Annotated in this window: 24 protein-coding genes; 5 read left to right on the forward strand and 19 right to left on the reverse strand. The window is 35.8% G+C overall.

Annotation, left to right across the window (positions count from 1 at the left end; translation table 11 throughout):
- Nucleotides 1-44 precede the first annotated feature (44 nt).
- Nucleotides 45-707 carry an NAD(P)-binding oxidoreductase gene (locus TS1_RS03410; RefSeq protein ID WP_068707843.1) on the reverse strand — a complete coding sequence of 221 codons (663 nt, stop codon included), beginning with the start codon at nucleotides 705-707 and terminating at the stop codon, nucleotides 45-47.
- Between the two features lie 189 nt (nucleotides 708-896).
- Nucleotides 897-1340 carry a hypothetical protein gene (locus tag TS1_RS03415; RefSeq protein ID WP_068707845.1) on the reverse strand — a complete coding sequence of 148 codons (444 nt, stop codon included), beginning with the start codon at nucleotides 1338-1340 and terminating at the stop codon, nucleotides 897-899.
- A gap of 149 nt (nucleotides 1341-1489) precedes the next feature.
- Between TS1_RS03415 and TS1_RS03420 the strand changes: the two genes are divergently transcribed.
- Nucleotides 1490-2104, forward strand: a complete 615-nt coding sequence (locus tag TS1_RS03420) for a LexA family protein (protein ID WP_068707847.1) — start codon at nucleotides 1490-1492, stop codon at nucleotides 2102-2104.
- A 103-nt stretch (nucleotides 2105-2207) separates the two neighbouring features.
- Here TS1_RS03420 and TS1_RS03425 read toward each other — a convergent pair whose 3' ends face one another.
- The 7 genes from TS1_RS03425 to TS1_RS03455 all read right to left on the reverse strand — a co-directional run bounded on the left by TS1_RS03425 (nucleotide 2208) and on the right by TS1_RS03455 (nucleotide 9642).
- Nucleotides 2208-3212, reverse strand: a complete 1005-nt coding sequence (locus tag TS1_RS03425; protein WP_068707849.1) for an SIS domain-containing protein — start codon at nucleotides 3210-3212, stop codon at nucleotides 2208-2210.
- A 13-nt stretch (nucleotides 3213-3225) separates the two neighbouring features.
- The gene (locus TS1_RS03430) at nucleotides 3226-4275 is read right to left on the reverse strand and encodes an SIS domain-containing protein (RefSeq protein WP_068707851.1); all 1050 of its coding nucleotides are present in this window, start codon (nucleotides 4273-4275) and stop codon (nucleotides 3226-3228) included.
- A 12-nt stretch (nucleotides 4276-4287) separates the two neighbouring features.
- Nucleotides 4288-5109 (reverse strand): PTS system mannose/fructose/sorbose family transporter subunit IID, encoded by an 822-nt coding sequence (locus tag TS1_RS03435; RefSeq protein ID WP_068707892.1) that lies wholly within the window; start codon nucleotides 5107-5109, stop codon nucleotides 4288-4290.
- Nucleotides 5093-5878, reverse strand: coding sequence for a PTS mannose/fructose/sorbose/N-acetylgalactosamine transporter subunit IIC (locus TS1_RS03440; RefSeq protein WP_068707853.1), 786 nt, complete (start codon nucleotides 5876-5878; stop codon nucleotides 5093-5095). The genes TS1_RS03435 and TS1_RS03440 overlap by 17 nt, the downstream gene beginning before the upstream one ends.
- A gap of 17 nt (nucleotides 5879-5895) precedes the next feature.
- Nucleotides 5896-6366 carry a PTS sugar transporter subunit IIB gene (locus TS1_RS03445; protein ID WP_068707855.1) on the reverse strand — a complete coding sequence of 157 codons (471 nt, stop codon included), beginning with the start codon at nucleotides 6364-6366 and terminating at the stop codon, nucleotides 5896-5898.
- Nucleotides 6367-6378: 12 nt separating this feature from the next.
- Nucleotides 6379-6798: a PTS sugar transporter subunit IIA gene (locus TS1_RS03450; protein ID WP_068707857.1), complete on the reverse strand. Its 420-nt coding sequence runs from the start codon at nucleotides 6796-6798 to the stop codon at nucleotides 6379-6381.
- Nucleotides 6799-6870: 72 nt separating this feature from the next.
- On the reverse strand, nucleotides 6871-9642 hold the full coding sequence (locus TS1_RS03455; RefSeq protein WP_068707859.1) for a sigma 54-interacting transcriptional regulator: 2772 nt from the start codon (nucleotides 9640-9642) through the stop codon (nucleotides 6871-6873).
- 304 nt (nucleotides 9643-9946) lie between these two features.
- On the opposite strand from TS1_RS03455, the gene TS1_RS03460 reads away from it, so the two are divergent.
- Nucleotides 9947-10489, forward strand: a complete 543-nt coding sequence (locus TS1_RS03460; RefSeq protein ID WP_068707861.1) for a DUF924 family protein — start codon at nucleotides 9947-9949, stop codon at nucleotides 10487-10489.
- Between the two features lie 80 nt (nucleotides 10490-10569).
- Here TS1_RS03460 and lacD read toward each other — a convergent pair whose 3' ends face one another.
- The 6 genes from lacD to TS1_RS03490 are packed head-to-tail and all read right to left on the reverse strand — an operon-like array spanning nucleotide 10570 to nucleotide 15475.
- The gene (lacD, locus tag TS1_RS03465; protein WP_068707863.1) at nucleotides 10570-11553 is read right to left on the reverse strand and encodes a tagatose-bisphosphate aldolase; all 984 of its coding nucleotides are present in this window, start codon (nucleotides 11551-11553) and stop codon (nucleotides 10570-10572) included.
- The gene (locus tag TS1_RS03470) at nucleotides 11525-12574 is read right to left on the reverse strand and encodes a galactitol-1-phosphate 5-dehydrogenase (RefSeq protein WP_068707865.1); all 1050 of its coding nucleotides are present in this window, start codon (nucleotides 12572-12574) and stop codon (nucleotides 11525-11527) included. Before TS1_RS03470 ends, lacD begins: the two co-directional genes overlap by 29 nt.
- Before the next feature lie 15 nt (nucleotides 12575-12589).
- Nucleotides 12590-13936 carry a PTS galactitol transporter subunit IIC gene (locus TS1_RS03475; RefSeq protein WP_068707867.1) on the reverse strand — a complete coding sequence of 449 codons (1347 nt, stop codon included), beginning with the start codon at nucleotides 13934-13936 and terminating at the stop codon, nucleotides 12590-12592.
- 22 nt (nucleotides 13937-13958) lie between these two features.
- The gene (gatB, locus tag TS1_RS03480) at nucleotides 13959-14243 is read right to left on the reverse strand and encodes a PTS galactitol transporter subunit IIB (protein WP_068707869.1); all 285 of its coding nucleotides are present in this window, start codon (nucleotides 14241-14243) and stop codon (nucleotides 13959-13961) included.
- Nucleotides 14244-14256: 13 nt separating this feature from the next.
- Nucleotides 14257-14700, reverse strand: a complete 444-nt coding sequence (locus tag TS1_RS03485) for a PTS sugar transporter subunit IIA (protein ID WP_068707871.1) — start codon at nucleotides 14698-14700, stop codon at nucleotides 14257-14259.
- Nucleotides 14693-15475, reverse strand: coding sequence for a DeoR/GlpR family DNA-binding transcription regulator (locus tag TS1_RS03490; RefSeq protein ID WP_068707873.1), 783 nt, complete (start codon nucleotides 15473-15475; stop codon nucleotides 14693-14695). Before TS1_RS03490 ends, TS1_RS03485 begins: the two co-directional genes overlap by 8 nt.
- Before the next feature lie 166 nt (nucleotides 15476-15641).
- Here TS1_RS03490 and TS1_RS03495 point away from each other — a divergent pair, with 166 nt between their 5' ends.
- Nucleotides 15642-16580: a 1-phosphofructokinase family hexose kinase gene (locus TS1_RS03495; RefSeq protein ID WP_068707875.1), complete on the forward strand. Its 939-nt coding sequence runs from the start codon at nucleotides 15642-15644 to the stop codon at nucleotides 16578-16580.
- A gap of 93 nt (nucleotides 16581-16673) precedes the next feature.
- Here the strand turns inward: TS1_RS03495 and dhaL are convergent, their stop codons facing one another.
- The 4 genes from dhaL to TS1_RS03515 form a co-directional block, all read right to left on the reverse strand.
- Nucleotides 16674-17273 carry a dihydroxyacetone kinase subunit DhaL gene (gene dhaL / locus TS1_RS03500; RefSeq protein WP_068707877.1) on the reverse strand — a complete coding sequence of 200 codons (600 nt, stop codon included), beginning with the start codon at nucleotides 17271-17273 and terminating at the stop codon, nucleotides 16674-16676.
- 12 nt (nucleotides 17274-17285) lie between these two features.
- Nucleotides 17286-18269: a dihydroxyacetone kinase subunit DhaK gene (dhaK, locus tag TS1_RS03505; protein WP_068707879.1), complete on the reverse strand. Its 984-nt coding sequence runs from the start codon at nucleotides 18267-18269 to the stop codon at nucleotides 17286-17288.
- 18 nt (nucleotides 18270-18287) lie between these two features.
- The gene (gene dhaM, locus TS1_RS03510) at nucleotides 18288-18689 is read right to left on the reverse strand and encodes a dihydroxyacetone kinase phosphoryl donor subunit DhaM (RefSeq protein WP_068707881.1); all 402 of its coding nucleotides are present in this window, start codon (nucleotides 18687-18689) and stop codon (nucleotides 18288-18290) included.
- A gap of 200 nt (nucleotides 18690-18889) precedes the next feature.
- Entirely contained in the window at nucleotides 18890-20254 is a 1365-nt protein-coding gene (locus tag TS1_RS03515) for an FAD-dependent oxidoreductase (RefSeq protein WP_068707883.1), read from the reverse strand.
- Between the two features lie 265 nt (nucleotides 20255-20519).
- Here TS1_RS03515 and TS1_RS03520 point away from each other — a divergent pair, with 265 nt between their 5' ends.
- Both TS1_RS03520 and TS1_RS03525 read left to right on the forward strand, forming a co-directional pair.
- Entirely contained in the window at nucleotides 20520-21491 is a 972-nt protein-coding gene (locus tag TS1_RS03520) for a nuclease-related domain-containing protein (RefSeq protein WP_068707885.1), read from the forward strand.
- Between the two features lie 416 nt (nucleotides 21492-21907).
- On the forward strand, nucleotides 21908-24271 hold the full coding sequence (locus TS1_RS03525; protein ID WP_068707886.1) for a phosphoketolase family protein: 2364 nt from the start codon (nucleotides 21908-21910) through the stop codon (nucleotides 24269-24271).
- Nucleotides 24272-24329 lie beyond the last annotated feature (58 nt).

The following is a 24329-nucleotide window of genomic DNA, read 5'->3' on the forward strand; positions in this document are numbered from 1 at the left end:
GAGTTTTTGCCGCTCATCTTTCTTATACTTCGTAACGTCACTAATTAAACAGTTTTTACGGCCTCATTAATTGGTTCGTCTCCCGGCAATACTTCAAATTCTTTATGAATTGTTACATCACTTTCCAAAGAAGCCAATATCGTTTGAGCAACATCTTGACGTGGTATTTCGCTATGTTTATTCCCCATGCCCACTTTGATTTTTCCGCTTCCTTTTTCGTCAGTAAGTGTACCGGGATGAATAATTGTCCAATCAAGATCTGTACGATTTTTCAACCATTCATCTGCATAGTTTTTTGCAATTGTATAAATCTTTAAAGGCCAATCATTTTCAATCCCTTTAGCAATTTGTTTACGTCCAGTACGGAAGGTACTTACCATCACAAAACGCTTAACATTGGCTTTTTCAGCTGCTGTCATTACTTTTATCGCACCATCCAAATCAACCATAACCGTCTTATCCAAACCGCTTCCGCCAGCACCTGCGCTAAAAACTACTGCATCTACATCTTGCATTGCTTGAACAAAATCCTCAATTGAATTATATACGATATCCAAAATTTCAGTTTCAATTCCACGTTCTTCAAAGAATGGCTTTTGCTCAGAGTTACGAATGACTGCTTTTTCATCAATAGATGCATGATTTTGGACTAGATCTGCAAAGCATTTAGCTACCTTACCATTTGCGCCAACAACAAGTACTTTCATCTTTCTAGTCTCCTCTCTTTATTTTTTAATCTTATTTAATTATAGCATTGCTTTGACATTCCGTTAAAACGCTTTGCTTTCGTCCTATAAACTTATGGCTTCGTCAAGACTGAAAATCCTACTTGAATCAACTATCCTGACATTTTAATATTTGCCTGAGTTTCTACTATCTTAGTTTGTTGGCTGATTTTATTCAATTCCTTGTTCTTTCATACGTTCATCATAGAAATCCTCATAGTCTTCTTTTAAAATCTTATGCAACGGTTCAATTTGATTAAATTCATAGCCTTCTTGTTTTTTCTTTACATACCAATCAAATAATATGTCTTCTCCCCTTCGCAATATTACCATCAAGCGGTCTTTTTCTGCCATATCAAAGTTTTCAATGGAATAGGAATGCTCTTGTAATGCTTCAACAACTAATTGAGTTTCCAAAAATTGTAAATAAGAATCCAATACATCCCCCTTTTTCTTAAAATCAATAAGCTCTTTTTGTTTTTCAATGGTTTTTTCACATAAATCGGCGACTTCATCTTCTGCTTTTCCCATTTGATCGTATAATTCGTCTCGTCTTTTTTCTAAAGAGTCCATTCTCTGTTTCGTTTCTTCCTTCCTTAGTTCATAGCGTTTCACCGTAACCCCTCCATTTTATTTTATCAAACGTACGTTCGCATCCGAGAACAATCTAAGGATACCATTGTCGTTCTTTATTGTCAACAAATAGTTTAAATTTGTTTCTTATTGAGAACAATGTTATAATTAACGAAACTGGAGGGAAATACATGAAAACAAACGATGAAATTATGGATATCTTCGATCAATTAAAAAAAGAAAAGCATCTTTCCATCAGTGAAATTGCGCGTCGTGTGGGGATGGCAAAATCTGCTGTTTCCAAATACTTCAATCGTACACGTAATTTTCCATTAAATCGAATTGAAGATTTTGCTCGCGCTATGGACGTTAGTCCCGAATACATCTTAGGTTATCACGCAGGTTACATTTATTCTAAAGAAATTACGAATATCCCAATAGTTCAAACTCTTTCTAACAATTCAGATGTTGTAGCTGAGCCAAATGCTCAGTCTTATTACCCTACCGCTTCTTTTAATTTACCTATCGGAGAATTGTTTTATTTTAAGATGAAAGATAATAGTATGACGCCTACTATCCCTGAAGACGCAAATGTTTTACTTAAATTTCAAGAAGATATTGAAGATGGTCAGGTTGCTGCAATAACACTAAATGAGGATCCAACATTACTTTTAAAAAGAGTCAAAAAACAAGACAATTTCTTATTATTGCTTTCCGAAAATCCAGATTATGACCCAATCATTGTGACAAAAGATACTTCTATGCAAATTGTGGGAAAAGCAATTCGTGTAAGCTATGACCTTTGAAAAAAGATTTAATTTTCTACGATTTATATTCTTTTTATATTTTACTATAAAAAAACATCTGGAAGATTATTGCTCATACTTCCAGATGTTTTTAATAAATTGATTAATAATCAAATTGGCGATAGTAACGACGAATATCCATCGGATGCCGATTTAGTTTTTCAACATGGGCATCAATGCGTTGCGTCACACAATGCATCAACAATACCGTAGGAATACGTCCGCGATACTTTTCGCTAATTCCTGGCAATTCATACTCTTTTGTATCAATAAACGTATAATCTCCACAAATTCTTGGTAATAGGTCAGCCACTCTTTGGCTTAACGGACGTTGTTCATCCTCGCCAATAAAAACTGTAACCGGCGTAGTTTCATCAACGATTTCTAAGGTTCCATGTAAAAATTCTGCCGAATGAATCGACTTTGAACGCAGCCAGCTTTGTTCTTCCCAGTAACACATCGCATAAGAATAAGTTGCACCCCACTGATTTCCGGCACCAACAAAGTAATGCATTGCATCGTGACGATGGGCTTGTGCGAACGCCAGGCCAAATTCATCTGCTTGTTTTTCTGCCTCCACTAAGTCCTTAGCTAGGTGCTCGTCTAATTCTTTATAGTAGTCTTCATAATCATCAAATTCTCCATTATTTTTCATCAGACGATCCGCGAACATAAAGAATTTAAGTTGTTCTGTCCCTGGTTCAGGGTAAGTAATCACATAATCACATTTTTTGGCTAAGGGACTATCTTTTTCGTCAATGAAGCCAAAAATGGTTGCTCCTACTTTTTTAATTTCATCTACAGCTGTTATCACTTCTTCTGTTGTTCCAGTTACAGAAGAAATAACAACCAATGAATCTTTAGTTAATCGCTTATTTCCCGTTGTATAATATTCCGCTGCATGCTGTACATATACAGGTAAATTACTTTTTCCATTTATATAGGTAACGGCTTGCATCGAAGAAGCATACGTTCCACCGATCCCTAAGTAATAAATATTGTCAAAGCCCTTGTCATACAGTTCATCAACCATCTTTTCCACTTGCGGGCGCAGTGCTAATGCTCCTTGAATATCATTTATCTGTTTTTGTTCATCAAATTTTAGCATCTATTCATCTCTCCTAAATTTTACTTTTTAATACTGTGTCAAAATCATCAAATATTCGGACGTTCAAATCGATCCCTTTACTTAAGGCCGTTTGAAAGGCAAAAATTTGAAATGGAATAATCAAAACCAAAGGTGCAATCCACTCTGGACAATTGATTTCTAAACCTAGTGTATTATTTGCTTCTGCTTTTTTAGTGGTGATGGTAAAAACATCTCCTACATAGATGAACATATAAGAGCGCAGAGCTTCAGAGCGTTTACTATTGATACTTTCATTTTCAATAAAAAAGAGGATATGTTGTGTATCTGCTTCCAAATAAGGACCATGCATATAGGCTTCCAGTTCAAAACCATGAGAAGGCTTGCGCACCGTCTCTGTAAACTTGGTCTCAAACTCCTTAGCTGTCCCCCAAGCAGGGCCGTATCCGATAGCAATAAAACGCTGACCTAATTTAAAAATAGGTTGATGATTATTAAAGAAATTTTGACTTTTATTAATCACTTCTGGAATTTGTTGTATCACTTGCTTTAACTGCCCTTTTGCTTCATTAACTTCTTTTTCCGATAGTTTTTGCTTACTAAAACCAATGGTTATACCTAATAACATCATCTGTAAAACTGTAGATACAAAACCTTTTGTCACAAATCCTACCTTTTCAATACCCATCTGTAAGTCAATGACTTGATCAACTACTTTGCTGATAGGACTATTCAAATCACTAGTCAAAGCCATATGAAATACATTTTGATCTTTTATTTTTGCAATTGCATCGATGGTTGAAGCACTTTTTCCACTTTGGGATACAGCAACCACAGCGTCTACTGAAGGCACCAATTTACCGTAATGATTAAAATTATAGGGTTCTTCAATTGTTACTACGAGGTCTCCATACTTTTCAAGAAACATCTTCGCAGATAAACAAGCGTTATATGATGATCCGGTAGCTAGAATCATTAGATGCTCAATTTTTGCTAAATTTTCATCTTCTTTTAACGTATGATTTTCCAATATTTTTAATAGTGTGTCTTCTTCTTCATTGATGTAATCTAACATCGTAACCATGAGACTGTCCTCCTAAAAAAGCCCAACTAATGAACCTAAAATTCCTACAACGGCCATTCCTAAAATAATTACCAGTGCATTTACTTCTTTTTTCAGCATGTAATAGACTGCTCCAAAAACACCTAAATTCAATATATTAGGAACAATGTCGTCAAAAATACTTTGTAAAGTGACTGCATTTTCACCAGAACCAATTTTTAGCGGTAGATTAATATCGATTAATGTAGCAGTCATCCCACCAACAACCATTAAACCGATAATTGCAGCTCCAAATGTCAAACTTTGCATCATTCCATTTTCTTGAATTTTTTTCAAAAAGCCGGTTCCCAACTTATAACCCCAGTTGGTCGCAAAGTATCTTAACAAAATATGGGGAACATTAAAGACTAGTAAGAATAAAATGGGACCTAAAATATTCCCTTGTAATGCCAAAGAAGTCCCAATTCCCGTAGCGATCAAGCGTAGTGTACCCCAAAAAAAGGAGTCTCCAATACCAGCTAACGGTCCCATAAGCGAAGTTTTTATGCTATCAATTGTACTCACATCAAAGTTTTCATCTTCTGCATTTTCTTCTTCCATTGCTGCATTAATCCCTAAAATTAAAGTAACAATATGTGGCGTCGTATTAAAAAACTCGAGCGATCGTTTTAACGATTCAGACATTTGCTCTTTGGTTTTATACACTTTTTTTAAAATTGGAATCATAGCATAGGCGTAGGCTAAGTTCATTTGACGTTCATAGTGCCAAGAAAATTCCATTTGAAAAGAGCGCCAAAAAACCTTACGTAAATCTTTTTTTGTAATCTGTGTCGAATTATCAGAAGTCTTCGTCATCATCTACACTCTCCTCAGTATTTGTATTTGCGTTATTTCTTTTTTGGATATTGGTCAAATTAACAACGACAACTGCTATAATGGCTCCAAAGATAGCGATACCTGTCACTGGAATTTCTAAATAAGAAGCTAGTGCAAAACCCAAAAAGAAATAAGGCGCTACTTGCTTATTGATGATTAAGCGAGCTAGCATCGCAAATCCAAGAGCTGGAATTAAACCTGTAGCGACCGTTAATCCGTTTTGGATAAAATCTGGAATTTTATCTAGTAAATCACTCACTGCGCTACTTCCAACCATAAAGGAAATCATTACAACTAGGCCAAGCATTAAAGATAAGCCAAAACCAGCTAAGAGATGCATTCGTTCAACACCTTTATAATTCCCCTCTTCGGCATAATCGTCTGCTTTATGGTTCATTGCAGGGATTAATAACCCTAAATAAATATTTTTCAAAATTAAAGTTAAAGTAGCGATAGGTAGCCCTAATAATAGCGCCGTTTCTGTCCCTGCATTCGCAGTGATTGCAAATGCTACCCCTAAAACACCACCAGTCACTACATCTGGTGGGATGGAAGCTCCTACAGAAAATGAACCAATAAACGCTAATTCTAGTGTCGCGCCCATAATAATCCCTGTTTTTATATCTCCTAGCACAATCCCTGTGAATAACCCTGTAACAATAGGACGTGAGAGCAACGAGGTACCTAAAGCATATTCTGATTGTGCGATAAAGGCGACTAAGCCTAATAAAATAGCTTGTAAGATCATTTTATTCCTACCTTCCTTTACAATACCTCTGTTATGTCAACTTTTTTGTCTGATGGGACTTGACGAATTTCTACTTTAACCCCTTGTTCATTTAATTCTTTTAATAATGTTTCTTCTTCTGATGTTACATTTACTGCTTTACCTATATTTTTGGTGTCTTCTTTTGCTTTTGTTCCCCCCAAATTTATTTCCTTAATTTCAGGGTAGGCTTTTGCTAATTTGTACGCGTCTTCGATCGATTCAACGACAATAAACAACTTATATTTATCTGTTACACCGCTTTTTAATGCCGCAATGGAATCTTCAATATTTTTAATAACCAGTTTTACTCCTTGAGGCTTGGCTAGTTTAATCGTCGTTTTGCGTACATCATTTTGGGGTACATCGTCGTTTGCAATTAAAATACAATCAGCGCCTAGATTTTGAGTCCATGAAAAAGCAACTTGTCCATGTAACAGCCTGTGGTCTACACGAGTTAATAAGATCATAATTTATCCTCCTTAAAATTCTTCTTCCTCTATTTCTTCGTTAAAGCTCTCATTACAAAATTGAATCGTTTCTTTACTACTGTTAAGCGTCTGTATAATGAGTTCAACAATCCTATCTGTATTTGCAAATTGAGTTGAAAATTCAATCAAAAATGGTAAGTTTAATCCTGCAATTAAATAAAAATTAGGCTGCTTTATATAACGTAAAAATTCATTATTTACGCTTCCGCCAAATAAATCAGTGATGACAATCAGTTCTTTTTCTGCATTTTCTGCCATTAACTGATCCACTGTTTGTTTTAAATCAAAGTTTTCAGTTATGTAACAATCTAATGCGCTGATTGCTTCATTTTCCCCACAGATCAACTCCAATGAACTTAAAATTCCTGAAGCAAACTTTCCATGGGAAGCTAATATGATTTTCCTGTCCAACCTCTTCACCTCTCTTACACCTTTATATAAGCAAAACGCATGCCAACTTTAGTGGCATGCGCTCAAAAATATTTAAAATTCTTCATCAGCAGTGGTTTCGTCGAGGTTTTCAAATAATACGTCAAAAATATAGGCAATCTCTGAATCAGGTATTTTGACACTATAATCTTTTTCTATCACACTAAACGCCATTTTAATTTGTTCTAGCGTTTTGCTTTGACACTGATACAACTGTTCATACCCTTCATAAGTATCAATGGGCATATTACGAATCAGACGCTCGATTAAGCAGCTTACATGAACATATAAAGCTACACGTTTGGCATTATTAATCGTAATATCAGCAATCTGCTCTAAATCGCGCATAAACAAATCAACTTCGCGCATCACTTTTTCCGTATCAAGAATCGTTACAGAATCGATCACTTTTTCCAAAGAAAAATTACGAATTAAATTTTCATTGAAACGTTTATTTTCTTCAGCTTCCATAACATCAAGTAACCACTCACTTAACTGATGACTTTCTTTGCCAGAAATTAATTCTTCCAATGAAAGATACGGAACTCCCTCAATATGCGGATTCGCTGTGCCAATAATACCTAAGCAATCATACATGGAAAAGATTGTTTCGTTCTGTTTCTTATCTTTAAGTAATTGATACTCATAAGGAAAAATTTTTAACGGACAACTACTAGGGAGTGATTTTTCTAATAAATGCGAAATTTGAGTTGCTGTGCCAATTCCCGTTAAGCAAGTAGTAATCAGTGCTTTTATTTTATTTGTTTCTGGATAAACGATTTCCCAATCCAAAGGCGTCTGCTGAGCGGATTGATCAACCATTTGTTGTAAAGAAAGATCCTTTTGCAGCTGTTCGCCCATCGAGATAGCTAAAGGTGTGGTCACATTATTCATAATGACAATCGGTGTAGTAATTTGTTTGGGAAAATATTGATAAATTTCTTTTAGTGACCCCATATCAACGAGAATAACTAGCCCATTAGACACATCATTATGTTCTGTATAGTCCAAAATTTCTTCAGCAATTTGTTGAGGGGTAACATCCAACGACATATCAAATGACTCAAAAATATCTTTATTTAAAAATCGATTCGCCACATTAGCAATGCTACTAGCTGTAGCATATCCATGAGCCACAATAATTGCCTTGGGGATGCCAATTTCTTTTGTCCAGTCAGCCCGTTTAAGATAAATCGCCAGGATAATTTTATCCATTGAAGAAATTTCTAAATCAAGTTTAGGCTGACACAATTCTAAAATTCGCTTCACGTAATGAAAACTAGCAGGATAAGCCTGTTCAATCTGCTGTTCTAATTGATAGATTAAATGATTTATTTGCGGATCTTCAGGGAACCAACGGCTGTTTCCTCGTTGAAACAAATAATAACTCATTGCATATACACTGTTACCATCAAAGCGTATTTGATAAGAAGCTTCCATTTGCTTAAACGTATCTCGAATATATTGTGTCAAATAAATTAATGTTTCATGCTTTTGTTGCCGATCGGTTTCAAATAAAAGAAAATCAAAAAGACGATCCACCTCTGTTTTTAACTGTTCTTCACAATTTTCCAAGTGTTCATTATTTTGTTGAAACTCTGTGAGTATTCGTTCAAAAGAAGTAAGCACTCTTTGTTGTTGCGGTTGGTTATTTTTTGTGAGTTGTTCTAAAGTTGTATGTTCATCAAAAAGAACATCTTTTTGTACAAATGATTGAATACTAGCATTGGAAGCATTTAGAATGGCTTCAGGCAAATGATAAATCGTAATTTTTACCGTGTCATTTTTCTTTTGTTCAGAAAAAGCATTGGCAACTGTTACTTTAACACTACTTTTTAACTCCCCAATGTTTCCTTTAAAACTTGCGTTAGTTAATAAGGTAAGAACCTGACCCGTTACTTTTAGTGGACGTCGAATTTTATTATATTCAGCTAACAAAAATGAATAGACTAACTCTAGTCGTTCTGTTCGATTTCTTTCCATTAAGGAAGGTAATTCAATCTGGATCGGTACTCTGCGAATAAAAGTGGTGAGAAAACTACTTTCAAGATTTTCTGTTGTGGCAAAGAAAATCCGAGTGTTAATAGGAATAGACTGATTCGTTTCTCCCATTCGATGAATAACGCCCTGATCTAAAAAAGTAAATAGTTTTTCTTGCCCTTCAGCATTCAAACGATGCACTTCATCTAAGAAGAGGACGCCATTATTAGCTGCTTCAAAGGCACCTTTTCTATCTTCTTGCGCTCCAGTAAATGCGCCTTTAACATAACCAAATAAATTACTGGTTAATAATTCCGGATTATTTGCATATTGCGCACAATTGATTGTCACAAAAGGCGCGTTTTCACCTATTAATTCATTTTCCAAACAGTATTGATAAATGAGTTTCACTAAGAAACTTTTCCCTGTACCACTATCGCCGGTAATTAATGCAGGCAAGCCGCCTTCTGGATAAAATAAAGCGGCTTTTACTTGTTCAATACAACGACTGAGACTTTGATTATAACCAATCAATAACGAAAACAAATCTTTTTCTTGCTCAAATAGCGGCTGCTCCTCTTTTATTTCTTTGATGCTCTGATAATTTGTATATTTTAAATGAAAAAACTGCTGGTCAAAGGCTGCTTTATGAAAATAATAAACCGGTCTTGAATTGATCTTAACTAATTTTTCTTCATCATTTAATTGGTTCAAATAATGACTAATCGTATTTCTTTTTACGCCAAAAATTTCTGCTAATTTTTTTGCAGTGAATAATTCATCCAGAGCATCTAGGTTAAGAAATGCTGTTTGATTTTCTATGTAACTTAATAATCTTTTTTTCAAAAATTCCACCTCAGAATTATCTTCGAAATTATAATAGGAAAAATAATATTACCGCTTGTTAGCGATAACAATTTTATTACTGATAATAACACACTAAAAAGAAAAAAAGCATTCTTTTTTATTACATGCTAAGCGCTATAATTTGAATAAAAACATGAGAAGATACTATATATCTTATTTTATTCATCTTTATAGATAGTTTCAAAACTGTAAAATTATGATAAAATTTTTTATAAATCTAATCTTTATTTTAAAATTAACCATGTTAAACTGCTTAGACTAACAAAACAGAAAGGATCATTCCATGCAAACACCAGAGACGGTTTTATATTTTTGGTTCCATGAGCTTTCACCAGAACAATTATTTAATGGCGGAAGTGAAGTGGATCAATTAATTACTGAACGTTTTAGAGATTTACACCTGCAAGCTACCCGAGGAGAGCTCGACAACTGGCGAACTACAATCCAAGGTCGTTTAGCAGAAATCATCCTACTCGATCAATTTTCGCGCAACATTTATCGCGGCAAACCAGAATCTTTTGCTTTTGATCTTGCTGCCTTAACTTTGTCCCAAGAAGCATTAAAAACCGGTCAAACACATCTGCTAACCGCTGAGGAACTTGGCTTTTTATTAATGCCTTTTATGCATTCAGAATCAAAGAAAATCCATCAAGCTGCCCTACAATTATTTAACCAACCAGGACTTGAAAATTTTCTAGAATATGAACAACAACATAAAAAAATCATTGATCGCTTCGAAAGATACCCTCATCGCAATGCGATCTTAGGGCGAGAGTCGACCAATGAAGAAAAAAAGTTTCTGACCGAACCAGGAAGTTCGTTTTGATGATTTCAAAAAATAAACTACTGAAACATCTTCAATCTAGATGTTTCAGTAGTTTATTTATATAGCACTATATTTAATTTTTATAGTCTAATTGGCGTCGCTGTTTCTTTTAATACCTCATTTAACTCATCAATATTTTGTTTACCTTGAGTTTGCAACCACTCAATAACTGCTTCTTTTCCTTCTTGAACAAACACAGGAACGCCATCTGCCCAGGTTGCTCGACCGCATAAAACGCCATTGAAAGTTGAACCGGATTCTTTGGCAAATCGCAAAGTATCCCGAAAAAGAGAAGCAGAGACACCTGCACTTAGGAAAATAAAAGGAAGTGTTGTCGCTGTAGACTGTTCTTTAAAATAAGCTGCTGCTTCTTTTTTAGAATAAACATCCTTATCTTCTCCATAGCCTTCTACAAAAGACATATTTACTGGTACTTCAACTTTCAATACATCTACATGATATTTCTCTTTTGAAAATTCTTTCATCATTTCATTAACTTTATGTGGTTTTATTTTTGCGTATTCCTCACTCTTCTCGTTTATGCCTGAAGCATCATATGAAACTAATTCAAGGAAAAATGGCATCTCCTCTGCTACGCATTCTGAACCAATCCGTTCAACAAATGCATGCTTCTGATCATTAACTTCTTTATCTTCATCAACATCATAATACAGTAAGAACTTACAAGCATCCGCTCCAGCTTCTTTTAAACGACGAACGGACCATTCATTTATCAGATCTGGCAATCTGCCAGGAACAGTTGCATCATATCCTGTTTTTTCGTATGCTAATAGTAAGCCGCTTGCTGGATCGTTCTGTTTGGTCGCAGGTAATCCGTATTCGGGATCTAGTAAAATAGAAGATGTGTAGGGTGTTAGCTCTTTAGCAACTAACTTTTTAAACTCTATAATATCTTCTGAAGCGGCTTTTTTATATTGATTAATCATCTTTTTCATCGCACCACGTTGGTCAATTGCTAAAGCGGCAATTACGTTTTGCTCATTGAAGGTTCTTTTCAATCTTTCTTGTTTCAATTCACTCAATTTCTTCGCCTCCAATTTCATATAATACTTTCACTTCTTTAGTATCTTTTTCTCGCATTTTTTCAAATGGTAAAGCTTTATCTTCCAGAGAATATATACCCGTAATTAATGGCGAAGTATCAACTTCTCCAGTTGCCAAATAGCGCAGAGCTGCACTCCATTCAAAACCTGGAAAAGGCGCTGAGTAAGACATCCATGAGCCTTTTAATTCCAATTCTCTACGTAAAATCAATTCAAATTGTTCAGGTTCAAACGCTACTGGCTTGGTACATGTTCCAACAAAGACTACGCTTGCTTTACGATCTGCATATTGCACTGCTTGAACTTGTGTTGTATGATTGCCAGCTGTTTCTAAAACTAAACTAGCTAACCCGTTTTCTTTAAAGTACTCATCTAAATTTTCTTTTAGAGGGTTTACAACATTATCTGCACCAATCTTCTTAGCAATTTCTAATTTATGTGAGTTCAAATCAACTACCGTAATTTCTCCTACACCTCTAGCTTTTAACGCTAAAACTGTCATTAATCCAATTGTTCCAGCCCCTAATACTAAAGTTTTTTGGCCGGCGTAAGTTTGTACACGCTCTAAACCATGGATTGCAACAGTTAATGGTTCAATAGTTGCAGCAATTTTTAAATCAAGTTCTTTTGGTACAAGCAAACAATTTTCTTCGGGAGCTGTAACGTATTCTGCCATTGCACCTGGTCTACGTGATCCAATAAAACTATAATTTAGACATAGTTGAGGATGTCCGCTTTTACATTGCTCGCAATGATTACATGGAACTAAAGGAGCAACAGCTACCCGGTCTCCTTTTTTCAGGTTTGTAACTTTTTTGCCTATTTCAGCAACAATTCCAGAAAATTCATGCCCTAAAATTTGTGGGTATTGATGAACACCACCTTCAAAATATCGTGGTAAGTCTGAACCACAAACGCCTACGTAAGAAACTTTTATTAAAACCTCTTCATCTGTAGGTTCGGGAACATCTATGTTTTGTAATTCAAAATTTGCAACATCTGTTACTGCTAAAGCTTTCACTTTTTAATCACCTTTCTAGCCTTCTTCGTTTTCTACATATAAATTACCTTTTTTATATTTTATATATGTGTAGGCCAAACAGAAGAAATAAATTACTAAAATCACTAAGAAACCAATGTTGATATCTAATGTAAACCCTTTGGCCATTAAATAAGTCAATGGCGAACCCGCTTGATCAAGTGAAGAAATTTGCTCGCCCGGACTGCTTAAACCAACATTTTGTCCTAAAGTTTGTTGCAAGCTAGCCATTTGATTAGAAATCCAAAGAGTAAAAGACATAATCAATGTACCAGAAAACAACGTCCTGAAAATGTTTCCTTTATGAACTCCTACCGCAATTGCAATGAAAAACCCAATCGTAGCCAAGTCACCAAAAGGTAAAATTCGATTTCCTGGCATCACGACCGCAATTAAAATTGAAAGGGGAACAAAAAGCATTGAACCTGCCACAACTGCTGGATCTCCCAACATCAAAGCACAATCTAAACCAATACGGAAATCTCCGCCTGAAAAATGTTTATCCAATATTTTTCTTGCTGCTTCAGATATAGGGGTCAAACCTTCCATAATCAATTTTACTACCATTGGCATTAATACCATTACCCCAGCCATTTGAACTGATAATGTTAAAGCATCCCCAATCGAATACTGCGCTAACAAACCTATAATAAAACCTAAAACTGCCCCGATAATCGTTGGTTGTCCAAAGACTCCTAAACGTTGCTCAATTCGATCCGGAGTTAAATTGATTTTATTTACACCGGGAATATGATCTATCAAATCGTCAATGGGAGCGGCAAAAACGCCCATATATGCTGAAGTCCCGTGGGGCATGGCTATGCCTTCTAGACCAAAGTATTCATCTGTAACAGGGATAAAAATATCCCCTAGTTTATAAATGACAGCAGAATGAATGATAATTGCAACAATTCCCCAGATATAACTCCCAGTAGCAATTTGGACAATTGCGCCAGTAAAAGCAATATGCCAAATATTCCAGATGTCCACGTTAACAACCTTTGTCATTTTAGTAATCAACATCAAAATATTTACAGCAATTGCAATCGGAATTGCTATTATTCCCATATCTGACCCCCAAGCCATAGGTGAAGTTCCGGGCCAGCCAATGTCAACCACATCTAACCCAAGATTATAATTTTCCGCCATCGCTTTTGCTGCATCACCTAAATTTTCTGTCATCAAACTAATGACTAAATCGATACCTACAAAACCAATACCTACAGTTAAACCTGCCCTAAGTGATTTACCAATCCCTTGCCCTAACAGAACACCAATAATAAAAATTATCACAGGGAGCATAACTGTTGGACCTAAGTCCACAATATACTGAATTATAGCCATTAATATGTCCTCCTTGGATTAACTAATTCTCTTTTAATACATTTAAAATTTGTTGTTCAGTTTTTTCTAAACCTACTCCTGAGATAAACGCTACTCCGTGAATCAAAGGAACTCCATAGTCTTTTTTTACTTTTCCTGTGGTAACAATTAAATCTGCCCCATTTTTTTCAGCAGGTAATTCTGAAATGCGCGTTTGTTTTACCTCTGCATCGATCCCATTATCTTTTAGTAGTTCTTTAATTTTATTCGCAGCAACTGTTGAAGTCGCAATAGCGCCTCCACATGCTACAACAACTTTTTTCTTCATAATGAATATCCTCCTATAAATAGCTTTCTACTACTTGTTGAAACTCTTCTACATTATTTGTTTGTAAAGATCTAGTAACAAGGTTTCCACTTTGTATCTTTTCTACTAAATTTTGTAATTGTTCCAAATGTTCTTTTCCATCGCTAAGAGCCAACATGAAAAAAACTTGTGGATAAACGAAATCTTCTTCATCACCTCCCATTTCATTAAAAGGAATTTTTACATCATTTCTGATACAAAGTATCGTATCCTTTTTTACATAAGTGCCATCCGTATGTGGTATGGCCACTGAAGGATCAGTAGGCAATCCTGTAGGGAACTCTTTTTCTCGTTCGTTTAAAGCGCCTTCAAATTCGTCAGTTACATACCCCCTTTCTTTTAAATAAAGTGTGGATTTTTTGAATAATTCCTCTTTACTTTTAAAAGAAGTATTGAACATATATCTTTTTTCAATCATCCTGGCTACTCTCCTCTTCTACCCTGATTAATTCAATATTTCGATCTACAAATTCGTACTCTTCTTCTACTACCCCCTTGTCTGCTGTAGTTATAATAATATCTAGATCTTCTAACTCAACAGTTTTATATAAGGCTGACTTGCCAAATTTTGTCTCGTCTGCTAACAAAATCGCAGTACTGCTATGGTGAACCATTTTTTTGGATATTTCGATTTCACCCATATGATAATTTGTTAGACCCGAATTGGGACTCACTCCTGCACAGCCAAAAAAACCAATATCGATAAAAATATTCTTTGCATTATTTAACCCAAATGTACCAAAAAGCGAGTCCTCATTTTTACGTACATTTCCACCTAAAATAATTAATTGGATCCCAGGTGTTCGGATTAATAAGTTGACTATAGGAATACTATTCGTAACAACAGTTAAATCTTCAAAATCAACCAATTTTTGCGCTAAAGCATACGTACTTGTGCCGTAATCTAAATAAATAGTGTCTCCAGGTTCGATAAATTGGAAAGCTCTCTCAGCAATCAATCGCTTTTCTTCTTGGTTTTCTGATTTTCGTCTTTCATAATCTGTTTCCACATTTGCTTCATCAAAGACTGCACCACCGTATGTTTTTTTTAATAGACCTTCTTGTTCCATCTCATTAATATCTTTCCTAACGGTCTCTCTTGAAACTTTTAATTGTTTGCTTAAATCCAAAATACGAACAGATTTTTTCTCTCTGATTATATTTAAAATTTTATCTTTTCTTTTATCTGACATTTCTATCCCCTTCTTTGCAATCGCTAACAGTATTATAACACATCGCTTGCAACTTGCAATATATAAACTTGTAGTTTGCAAAAATATTTTTCTTTTTGCAAAATTAATGCAAAACAAATCTTTTTTATAGTATAATAAACTCAACTTTTTAAAAGGAGTGATACAAATGATCCACTTAATTTGTCCTAACCCAGCAATTGATCGTACCGTGTTGTTAGAGTCAATCCAATTTGGCTCTCCCAATCGTCCTATTCGTATAGAAGAATTTCCGGGTGGAAAAAGTTTTAATGTCGCCTATGCCTTAGCACATACCGTTGATAGTGAGAAAATCATGATTCATACAATGCTTGGTGGTATTTATGGAAAATATGTTACTAAATTAGCAAAAAAATACGGATATTTTATCCAAGCAACTCAAGTTGAAAAAAATACACGCATTTGTACTATTATTGTCGATATTTCTAAAAAAACCGTACTTCCTATTTATGAAAAAGGTTTTGAATTAAGTAATACAACTTTACAAACTTTCACAGATAGCCTTTTAGACTCCATTGTTAAAAATGATATTCTAGTTTTTTCTGGATCTTTAATGAAAGGAATGCCTAGCGACTACATCGCTAAAATCAGTCAACAATTACAGGGTAAAAATATAAGATTATGTATTGATACCAGCGGAGATTCATTGAAAGAAACTTATCGAACAACATCTCCTTACTTAATCAAAATTAACGATGAAGAGGCTCAAGACCTTTTCCCAAATAAAAATCTACACACTCAAAAAGATTTTTTATATTTGCTAGATAAAGATATCAAAACAGAAAATTTCGTTATTACGTTAGGCGCAAAGGGGATCGTGGGAAAAATAAATGGCAGACTTTATGAAGGATATGCACAACCAATCGAAACAAAAAACCCGATTGCTTCTGGTGATTTTTTCTTAGGAAGAATGATAGCAGGCATTGAGAAGCAAACTAAGACAGTAGATATGTTAAAAGATGCTTTATGCTACTCTACTTGTAACGCAATGAACTGGTTTCCCACAGTTGAAAGTAAGCAATTAGCAAAAGTAAGAGCCACTATAACTGTAAACGAAATTACAGTATAATACTTCTAAAACTTTTGTACGTTTATTTAAAAGTCATCAAAAAACCGCCGGATAAATCAATTATGATTTATTCGACGGGATTCATCTTCAAAATTATTGAATTACCTCTACCAATGCATCGAAGAACAATGCACTGGAAGCCGCCCCCGGATCGATATGTCCTTTGGAACGTTCGCCTAAATAAGAGGCACGCCCTTTTTTAGCGATTAAATCTTTCGTGTGTTCTTTTGCTTGAGCAATTTGTTCCTTATCAAGAGAACCTTCTTTTAAAGCTTGTGCTACTGGTTCCCAAACATCGACCATCGTTTTATCTTCAAATAACGTTTTCCCTCTTTTTTTGATTCCAGCTAGACCTTGTTCAATGATATCTCCCAACTGTTCATAAGAATCAATCGTTTCAATCCCTTTAGTTTCTTTGACCATATTCATCAGTGCCGATCCGTACAATGGCCCCGAAGCGCCACCGACTTTAGAAATCATCGCCATAGAAAATATTTGAAACGTATCACTGATTGTTTCAGGTTGTTTTTGTTCAAATGATTCTTCATAGGCATTTACGCCGCGAGCCATATTGTTCCCATGATCGCCGTCGCCAATGGGCGTATCCAAATCACTTAAATAGCTTTTATTTTCTTCAATTTTATCGGTAAATTTTTCCATCCATGTTTGTACATCTTGCGCCGTTAATTGCATTGCCCTTCCTCCTTACCAAGAAATCGTGGTGACTTCGCTTTCTAGTGCTTCTTTGATACTTTCATCCGTTAAATCAATCAAGGTTAAGGAAACCCCTTCCATATCAAGGGAGGTCATATAATTGCCTACTTTGTGGAAAGTCACTTCAATGTCTTGTTCTTTTAAAAGATTTAAAACATCGTTCATAAAAATAAATTGTTCCATTAAAGGAGTCCCCCCCATGCCATTGACCAGCACACCCACTTTTTTAGGGTTTGTTCCATAATCGGCTAAAATTTTGGAGGTCAATTCTTGGGCTAATTCGCGGGAAGGTTTGATTTTTTCTCGGCGATAGCCTGCTTCTCCGTGGATACCGACCCCATATTCAATTTCATCTTCGGCAAGTTCAAAGCCTGGTTTCCCTACTTCGGGTACGGTGGCTGCTCGTAACGCTAATCCGATTGTCTTCATTTTTTTCACAACTTTATCCCCTAGTTGTTTCAATTCATCAAGTGAAGCGCCATTACGAGCCGCATCGCCTAAGATTTTATGCACTAAAATTGTGCCCGCTACACCACGCTTACCTGCTGTAAATTCACTATCTTCTACAGCAATATCATCATCGACTACGACAATTTCCGATTGAATACCATCCATTTCGGCTAAATCTTGTGCCATTTCAAAATTCAAGTTATCCCCTGTATAATTTTTGACAATGAGCAATACCCCTTCGCCTTGGTCAGCCTCGTGCATGGCAATTTGAATCTGATCGGGGGTAGGGGAAGTAAAAACATCACCTGCTACAGCAGCACTTAACATCCCATCGCCGACAAAACCTGCGTGCGAAGGTTCATGTCCGCTGCCTCCCCCAGAAACTAAGGCAACTTGTTTTTTATGGTCATTTTTGGCAATGACGCGGGAATCTTCCACTCGATGAATCAACTGAGGATAGCTAGCTGATAAGCCGCTTAACATTTCTTCGATAATATCGTCTGTTTTATTAATAATTTTTTTCATAGTATATCCTCCAATTTTTTATGCGTTCCAATCTTTATCTCCAGCTTTTTTAGCTTCTGACATAATCTGTTCAAGATCGTCTGACGTTCCAGCAGTAATCGCTGCAGCAAAAGCGCCTTCAACAAGCGGAGCATCGATCAGATAGTACCGTTTTTGTTGTTCTTCTTCTAACATATCTTGAGCCATTTCTGCATTTAAGATCGCACTTCCTATATCGGCAAAAACTAAAAAAATATCTTCTTTATCCGCTTTATTAACAGCGTCAACGATTTTCGTTGGATCCGAGCCTATTTCATTATCTGCAGTGCCACCTAATGAGTAGATCGACACATCGTTTGAAGTCTGCATTTGCTCAACCATCTTTTTTATTCCGTCAGTAATTTCTTTGCTGTGCGAAACAAGTAAAAGGCTAGTTTTCATCTCAATATTCTCCTTTACTTTTAAATGAACCATTCGTTTTTGCTTCACCATTTAAAAGCATTATCTTTTATCAGCCAAAAGAAAACGCTTTATCTGTTTTTAATCATATCATAACTCAAAAAAAGTAACAACGTTTTGAAATCGTTCAAACCCACATAAAAAACCAGCAGATGTGCATCTGCTGGTTTTTATAGGATTCATTATCTATTTTCTACATCACGTAATGCTTGTTGTGCACCTACGTTAATAATACTCCAAGGTCGATCGAAATCTGGTTGGAAGAAGAAGTCTGCATAAGCAAGATCTTCTAATGTCAGTTTTTCTTGAACTGCTAAAGAAATGACATTCATATTTTGTGTCACATCTTCTTTAGACATGATTTGTGCTCCTAGAATTCTTGTTGTTTTTGGATCATAAGTTAATTTGAAGTATACTTTAGCATTGCCATGTTTTTCTGGTACAAATGGTGGGCGATAGCTATCGGTTACTAGCGTGGACATCGTATCTACGTCGTAATCACTAGCCGTTCCTTCTTTAACACCAGTTGATGCAAATTTGTAATCAAATAGCGAAAGTGCACTTGATCCTGATACACTTGGCACTGCTTTTTTGTAACCTAAAGCATTCTTAGCTGCAAAACGACCTTGACGTCTTGCATTGGAAGCTAAAGCAATGCGTGCTGGTGTTCCGTCTGTTGGAGCGAATTTCACTAGGGTTGCATCACCAATTGCGTAAACATCAGATACACTGGTTTGTAAATAATCATCAATTTGGATTAAACCACCAGACGTTAGTTCTAATGTATCTTCTAACCATTTTGTATTTGGTTTAATTCCTGCCGTCACAACAACAAGATCTGCATCATAAGTCGCTTGATCGGTCACTACTTTGTTAACTTTCCCATCTTTTCCTTCAAAACGTTGAATGTTTTGCCCAGGAGCTGCTTTGACATTATTTTTTTCCATTTCTTTTGTTAAAATATCAGTAAATTCTTCATCCAAATAAGTAGCTAACATTCTCGGTAACACATCAATCACTGTGACATGCATACCCGCTTTTGCAAAAACTTCTGCTGCTTCAATACCAATATAGCCGGCACCAACCACAACAACGTTATGCACATCTGGATCCACTGTTTTTTGTTTTAGTTTAATTGCCCAATCACGTCCGCGCATTGCGTAAATATTTTCTAAGTCATTACCTTCAACAGGTAATGTTGCAGGAACGGCACCAGGGCTTAGAATCAATTTATCATAAGTTTCATCGCGTTTTGAACCATCCTGATGGTTCACTACATGAACGGTATGATTATCTGGATCAATCGCTGTAATTTCTTGTTCAACAAATACTGAAACGCCTTTTGCCCGCATTTCATCTTCAGAAGCATAACTAACATCATTCACATTTTTAACATAGCCTTCAAGATATAGTTGCATACCACAAGACAAGAATGAAATAAAGTCACCTTTTTCATACCATTGTATTTCTGTATCTGGTTCATCCATTAACAATTCCCGCACTGCTTCATAACCACCGTGAGAAGAGCCAACAACGATAACTTTCATATGATTCCCTCCAATTAATAAACTGCTAGATGTGAAAACATCCACGTTTACTTTAAAACAGAACGTATTTTATTGCAAACAAATCCTTTCATCATTGAGCAGGGAAGCTTTGCAGTTATTTAAATTTTTGACTACTTTTTCACAATAAAATGGGAGTATACCTTACATGTAGAAACTATTTCACAAAAAAAGAGCGGATCATAAAAAAATTATTAAGTTTTTTTGCGTATTTATTATAAAAGAAGCTATTAAAAGGAGACTATTTATGAATAAAAGGAAAATGAGTCACGAATTACAGCAGCTTTATCTTTTAGACCAACGTATTCCTCTCGTTGAAGAAAAATTTCGCTACCAAAATCTTTATCATGGTTATTTAGGAGAAATTTATCTGGACAAACTCGTTGAGACTTTCGGTGAGAAATTTGAATCTTTAGATGACATTACTTTAACTTTTGAGGGGACCACTGTACAAATTGACAAAATTCTTATCATAAACCATACCGTTTTGCTCATTGATATGAAATATTATCAAGGACACTATATTTTTAAAAATAATAACTGGTATAAAAACGGGAAAATCTTACTCAATAACATTTTTGAACAACTTCGAAAGGCCCAACGAGTGTTACAAAATATTTTTGATAAGCACCATCTTCCTTTAAAAGTAGAAGGTGTTTTAGCTTTTATGAATCCGCAGGAAACGATTGAAATTATAGATGACGTTACTGAAACAGTACTATTTTATCGAGACATCCCTCATTGGTTATACGAATTAAACACGCAGGAAACAAGACCTACTGTTAAAAATTGGAAAGAAACTTTACAACGCTATTGTGTGCCAGCTTTTAAGTCATCAAAAAGCATTCCTATTGAAAATATTAAAGTTTTTAAAAAGGGTATTTGTTGTCGTTCTTGCCACGGATTTGATACAACTGAAAAAGGACATTTCATTGTTTGCGCTTGCGGTCATTGGGAACCTAAAGAAACAGCTTGCACCCGAACAGTTTGTGAGTTTGGCGTCTTATTCCATGATCGTGAATTAAAAAGAAAACAATTACAGCTTTTCTTTGGTGACTCTATCAATCCTCATTACTTGGCTTTTATTTTACGCAAACACTTTCCGGTAGCCAAAAGAGCTGGACATATGTCTACCCGTGAAAATAAAGGAATTATGTTTGAGTATTGGTTTGAAGATGAAATGGCTTACTTTCGTTCGTTAGAAAAAAGGAAAAAGTGAAGTATTTGTTATCCGTTCGGTAGTCGAGCGGATAATTTTTTTATCTATTCGTGAATGAATGAGTAACACCTGTCCATTTCAATGTTCGTTCACTTTCTGAATGAACATTACCTTGCTATTTCGTTACTCGTTCAACCCCTGAATGAACACTAAGTTTACTTTTCAGTATTCATTCACCCTATGAATGAACATCACTTTGCTATTTCAATATTCATTCGGCATTCGAACGAACATTATTTTTCCCTTATAGTGTTCAATCAACGGTTGAATGGACATTATTGACATTCAAATTCGATTGTTTGTTTAAGTTCTCTCTTTTTACCAGTTAAATACCATGAAACTTTACATATTAGAAAATACACGTTAAACTGATCACGGAAGTATTTAAGTAAAAAATACTAAAAGGGAGTATTTATATGACAGTAAATATTGATTCAAAAGAATATTTAGAAAGAATGAATGCCTGGTGGCGAACAGCAAATTACATTTCTGTTGCACAAATTTTCTTAAAAGATAATCCTTTACTACGTCGACCTATCGAAAAAGAAGACATAAAAATCCATCCAATTGGACACTGGGGAACCATCGCTGGGCAAAACTTTATTTACGTCCACTTAAACCGAGTCATTAACAAATTCGGTTTGAACATGTTTTATATCGAAGGGCCCGGACATGGCGGACAAGTAATGGTCTCTAATTCTTATATAGATGGCAGCTATTCGGAAATTTACCCAGAAGTTACGCAAGATGAAGCAGGTTTGAAAAAGTTATTCAAAATGTTCTCCTTTCCTGGTGGAATTGGTTCTCATGCGGCACCTGAAACACCTGGTTCTATTCACGAAGGTGGCGAGTTAGGGTATTCTATCTCTCATGCCGCAGGTGCTGTTTTAGATAATCCAGATGTTATCGCAGCTACAGTGGTGGGAGATGGCGAAGCGGAAACAGGTCCACTTACTGCAAGCTTAATGACCAATAACTTTATTAACCCAGTGAACGATGGCGCAATCTTGCCTATTTTAAATTTAAATGGAGCAAAAATTTCTAATCCAACGATCTTGGCACGTAAAAGTGATGAAGACTTGAAGAAATATTTTGAAGGTATGGGTTGGAAACCTTACTTTGTTGAAGGTGAAGATCCAGAAGAAATGCATCTATTAATGGCTAAAACATTGGATACAGTTATTACGGAAATTCAATCCATTCAGGAAAAAGCACGCCAAGGAAAAGCCGAAGATGCAAAAATGCCGCATTGGCCAATCATTATTTTCCGTACGCCAAAAGGCTGGACAGGGCCAAAAACTTGGGACAATGAACAGGTAGAAGGAACTTTCCGTGCGCATCAAGTACCTATTCCTGTTGATGCACAGCATATGGGATATGCAGATGATTTGGTGAAATGGTTGAAATCTTATCATCCTGAAGAGTTATTTGATAAAAATGGTCGCATTATTGATTCAATCAAAGAACTTTCACCTAAGGGTAATAAACGCATGTCTGTTAATCCAATTACTAACGGCGGGCTTGATCCGAAACCATTGGATATGCCAGATTGGCGCAAACACGCAGTCGATACTGCTAATCATGGAGCTAATACTGCACAGGATATGACTGTTCTTAGTGAATTTATAGCAGATATTATCAAAAACAATCCAACGACTTTCCGTACTTTTGGTCCGGATGAGACAAAATCGAACCGTTTAAATGGAATGTTTGAAGTTACAAATCGTCAATGGATGGAACCGAAAGAAACGTCCGATGAATGGCAATCTTCTGTAGGTCGCGTGATTGACGGACAACTCTCTGAACATCAAGCGGAAGGATTTCTTGAAGGCTATGTGTTAACTGGAAGGCACGGTTTCTTTGCAAGCTATGAATCATTCTTGCGAATTGTCGATTCAATGTTGACACAACATTTCAAATGGATACGAAAAGCAAGCGAGCAAAGTTGGCGTAAAAAATATCCTTCTTTGAATGTGATTTCTTCATCTACTGTCTTCCAACAAGACCATAATGGATATACCCATCAAGATCCAGGCGTAATTACACACTTAGCTGATAAAAAACCTGAATTCATTCGGGAATACTTACCAGCTGATGCAAATACACTGATGGCTGTGATGGATAAATCGCTAAAAGAAGAAGAGGTCATTAACTTGATCGTTTCTAGTAAACATCCAAGACCTCAATTTTATTCTGCTGATGAGGCGCAAGAAATTGTGGTCCAAGGAATTAAAAAGATCGACTGGGCAAGTACTGATAATAATGATGAACCAGATATCGTATTTACAGCGGCTGGTTCAGAACCAAACTTAGAAGCATTAGCCGCTGTTTCAATATTACATGAACAATATCCTGAGATGAAAATACGCTTTGTTAATGTAGTTGATCTTTTGAAACTGCGTCGTCCTAAAGAAGACCCGCGTGGTTTAAGCGATGAGAAATTTGATCAATTATTTACTACAGACAAACCCATCGTGTTTGCTTTCCATGGCTTTGAAGGATTGATTCGTGATATCTTCTTCAATCGTCATAACCACAATCTCCATATTCATGGCTATCGCGAAAATGGCGATATCACAACTCCATTTGATATGCGAGTAAAAAACGAATTAGATCGTTTCCACTTAGCAAAAGAAGCGGCTGGGTTGGTTTATGCTGAAAAAGCGGACGGTTTCATTAAAGAAATGGATGAAAAGTTGCAATATCATCACGATTATATCCGTGAAAACGGTGAAGATATCGTAGATGTACAAAATTGGCAATGGAAAGAGCTAAAATAATTAACCAGCTAGATAACCCTGTACAGTAACCTACGAATAAAAGCACCTTATGTCCAAG

Source organism: Tetragenococcus solitarius NBRC 100494 (assembly GCF_001544195.1).
GTDB classification, from domain to species: domain Bacteria; phylum Bacillota; class Bacilli; order Lactobacillales; family Enterococcaceae; genus Tetragenococcus; species Tetragenococcus solitarius.

Excerpts from the sequence above, each read along its gene's own strand:
- TS1_RS03410 (WP_068707843.1), bottom strand. The coding sequence starts at position 707 with ATGAAAGTACTTGTTGTTGGCGCAAATGGTAAGGTAGCTAAATGCTTT.
- TS1_RS03420 (WP_068707847.1), top strand. The coding sequence starts at position 1,490 with ATGAAAACAAACGATGAAATTATGGATATCTTCGATCAATTAAAAAAA.
- TS1_RS03425 (WP_068707849.1), bottom strand. The coding sequence starts at position 3,212 with ATGCTAAAATTTGATGAACAAAAACAGATAAATGATATTCAAGGAGCA.
- TS1_RS03430 (WP_068707851.1), bottom strand. The coding sequence starts at position 4,275 with ATGGTTACGATGTTAGATTACATCAATGAAGAAGAAGACACACTATTA.
- TS1_RS03435 (WP_068707892.1), bottom strand. The coding sequence starts at position 5,109 with ATGACGAAGACTTCTGATAATTCGACACAGATTACAAAAAAAGATTTA.
- TS1_RS03440 (WP_068707853.1), bottom strand. The coding sequence starts at position 5,878 with ATGATCTTACAAGCTATTTTATTAGGCTTAGTCGCCTTTATCGCACAA.
- TS1_RS03445 (WP_068707855.1), bottom strand. The coding sequence starts at position 6,366 with ATGATCTTATTAACTCGTGTAGACCACAGGCTGTTACATGGACAAGTT.
- TS1_RS03460 (WP_068707861.1), top strand. The coding sequence starts at position 9,947 with ATGCAAACACCAGAGACGGTTTTATATTTTTGGTTCCATGAGCTTTCA.
- lacD (WP_068707863.1), bottom strand. The coding sequence starts at position 11,553 with ATGAAATTGGAGGCGAAGAAATTGAGTGAATTGAAACAAGAAAGATTG.
- TS1_RS03475 (WP_068707867.1), bottom strand. The coding sequence starts at position 13,936 with ATGGCTATAATTCAGTATATTGTGGACTTAGGTCCAACAGTTATGCTC.
- gatB (WP_068707869.1), bottom strand. The coding sequence starts at position 14,243 with ATGAAGAAAAAAGTTGTTGTAGCATGTGGAGGCGCTATTGCGACTTCA.
- TS1_RS03485 (WP_068707871.1), bottom strand. The coding sequence starts at position 14,700 with ATGATTGAAAAAAGATATATGTTCAATACTTCTTTTAAAAGTAAAGAG.
- TS1_RS03490 (WP_068707873.1), bottom strand. The coding sequence starts at position 15,475 with ATGTCAGATAAAAGAAAAGATAAAATTTTAAATATAATCAGAGAGAAA.
- TS1_RS03495 (WP_068707875.1), top strand. The coding sequence starts at position 15,642 with ATGATCCACTTAATTTGTCCTAACCCAGCAATTGATCGTACCGTGTTG.
- dhaL (WP_068707877.1), bottom strand. The coding sequence starts at position 17,273 with ATGCAATTAACGGCGCAAGATGTACAAACATGGATGGAAAAATTTACC.
- dhaK (WP_068707879.1), bottom strand. The coding sequence starts at position 18,269 with ATGAAAAAAATTATTAATAAAACAGACGATATTATCGAAGAAATGTTA.
- dhaM (WP_068707881.1), bottom strand. The coding sequence starts at position 18,689 with ATGAAAACTAGCCTTTTACTTGTTTCGCACAGCAAAGAAATTACTGAC.
- TS1_RS03515 (WP_068707883.1), bottom strand. The coding sequence starts at position 20,254 with ATGAAAGTTATCGTTGTTGGCTCTTCTCACGGTGGTTATGAAGCAGTG.
- TS1_RS03520 (WP_068707885.1), top strand. The coding sequence starts at position 20,520 with ATGAATAAAAGGAAAATGAGTCACGAATTACAGCAGCTTTATCTTTTA.
- TS1_RS03525 (WP_068707886.1), top strand. The coding sequence starts at position 21,908 with ATGACAGTAAATATTGATTCAAAAGAATATTTAGAAAGAATGAATGCC.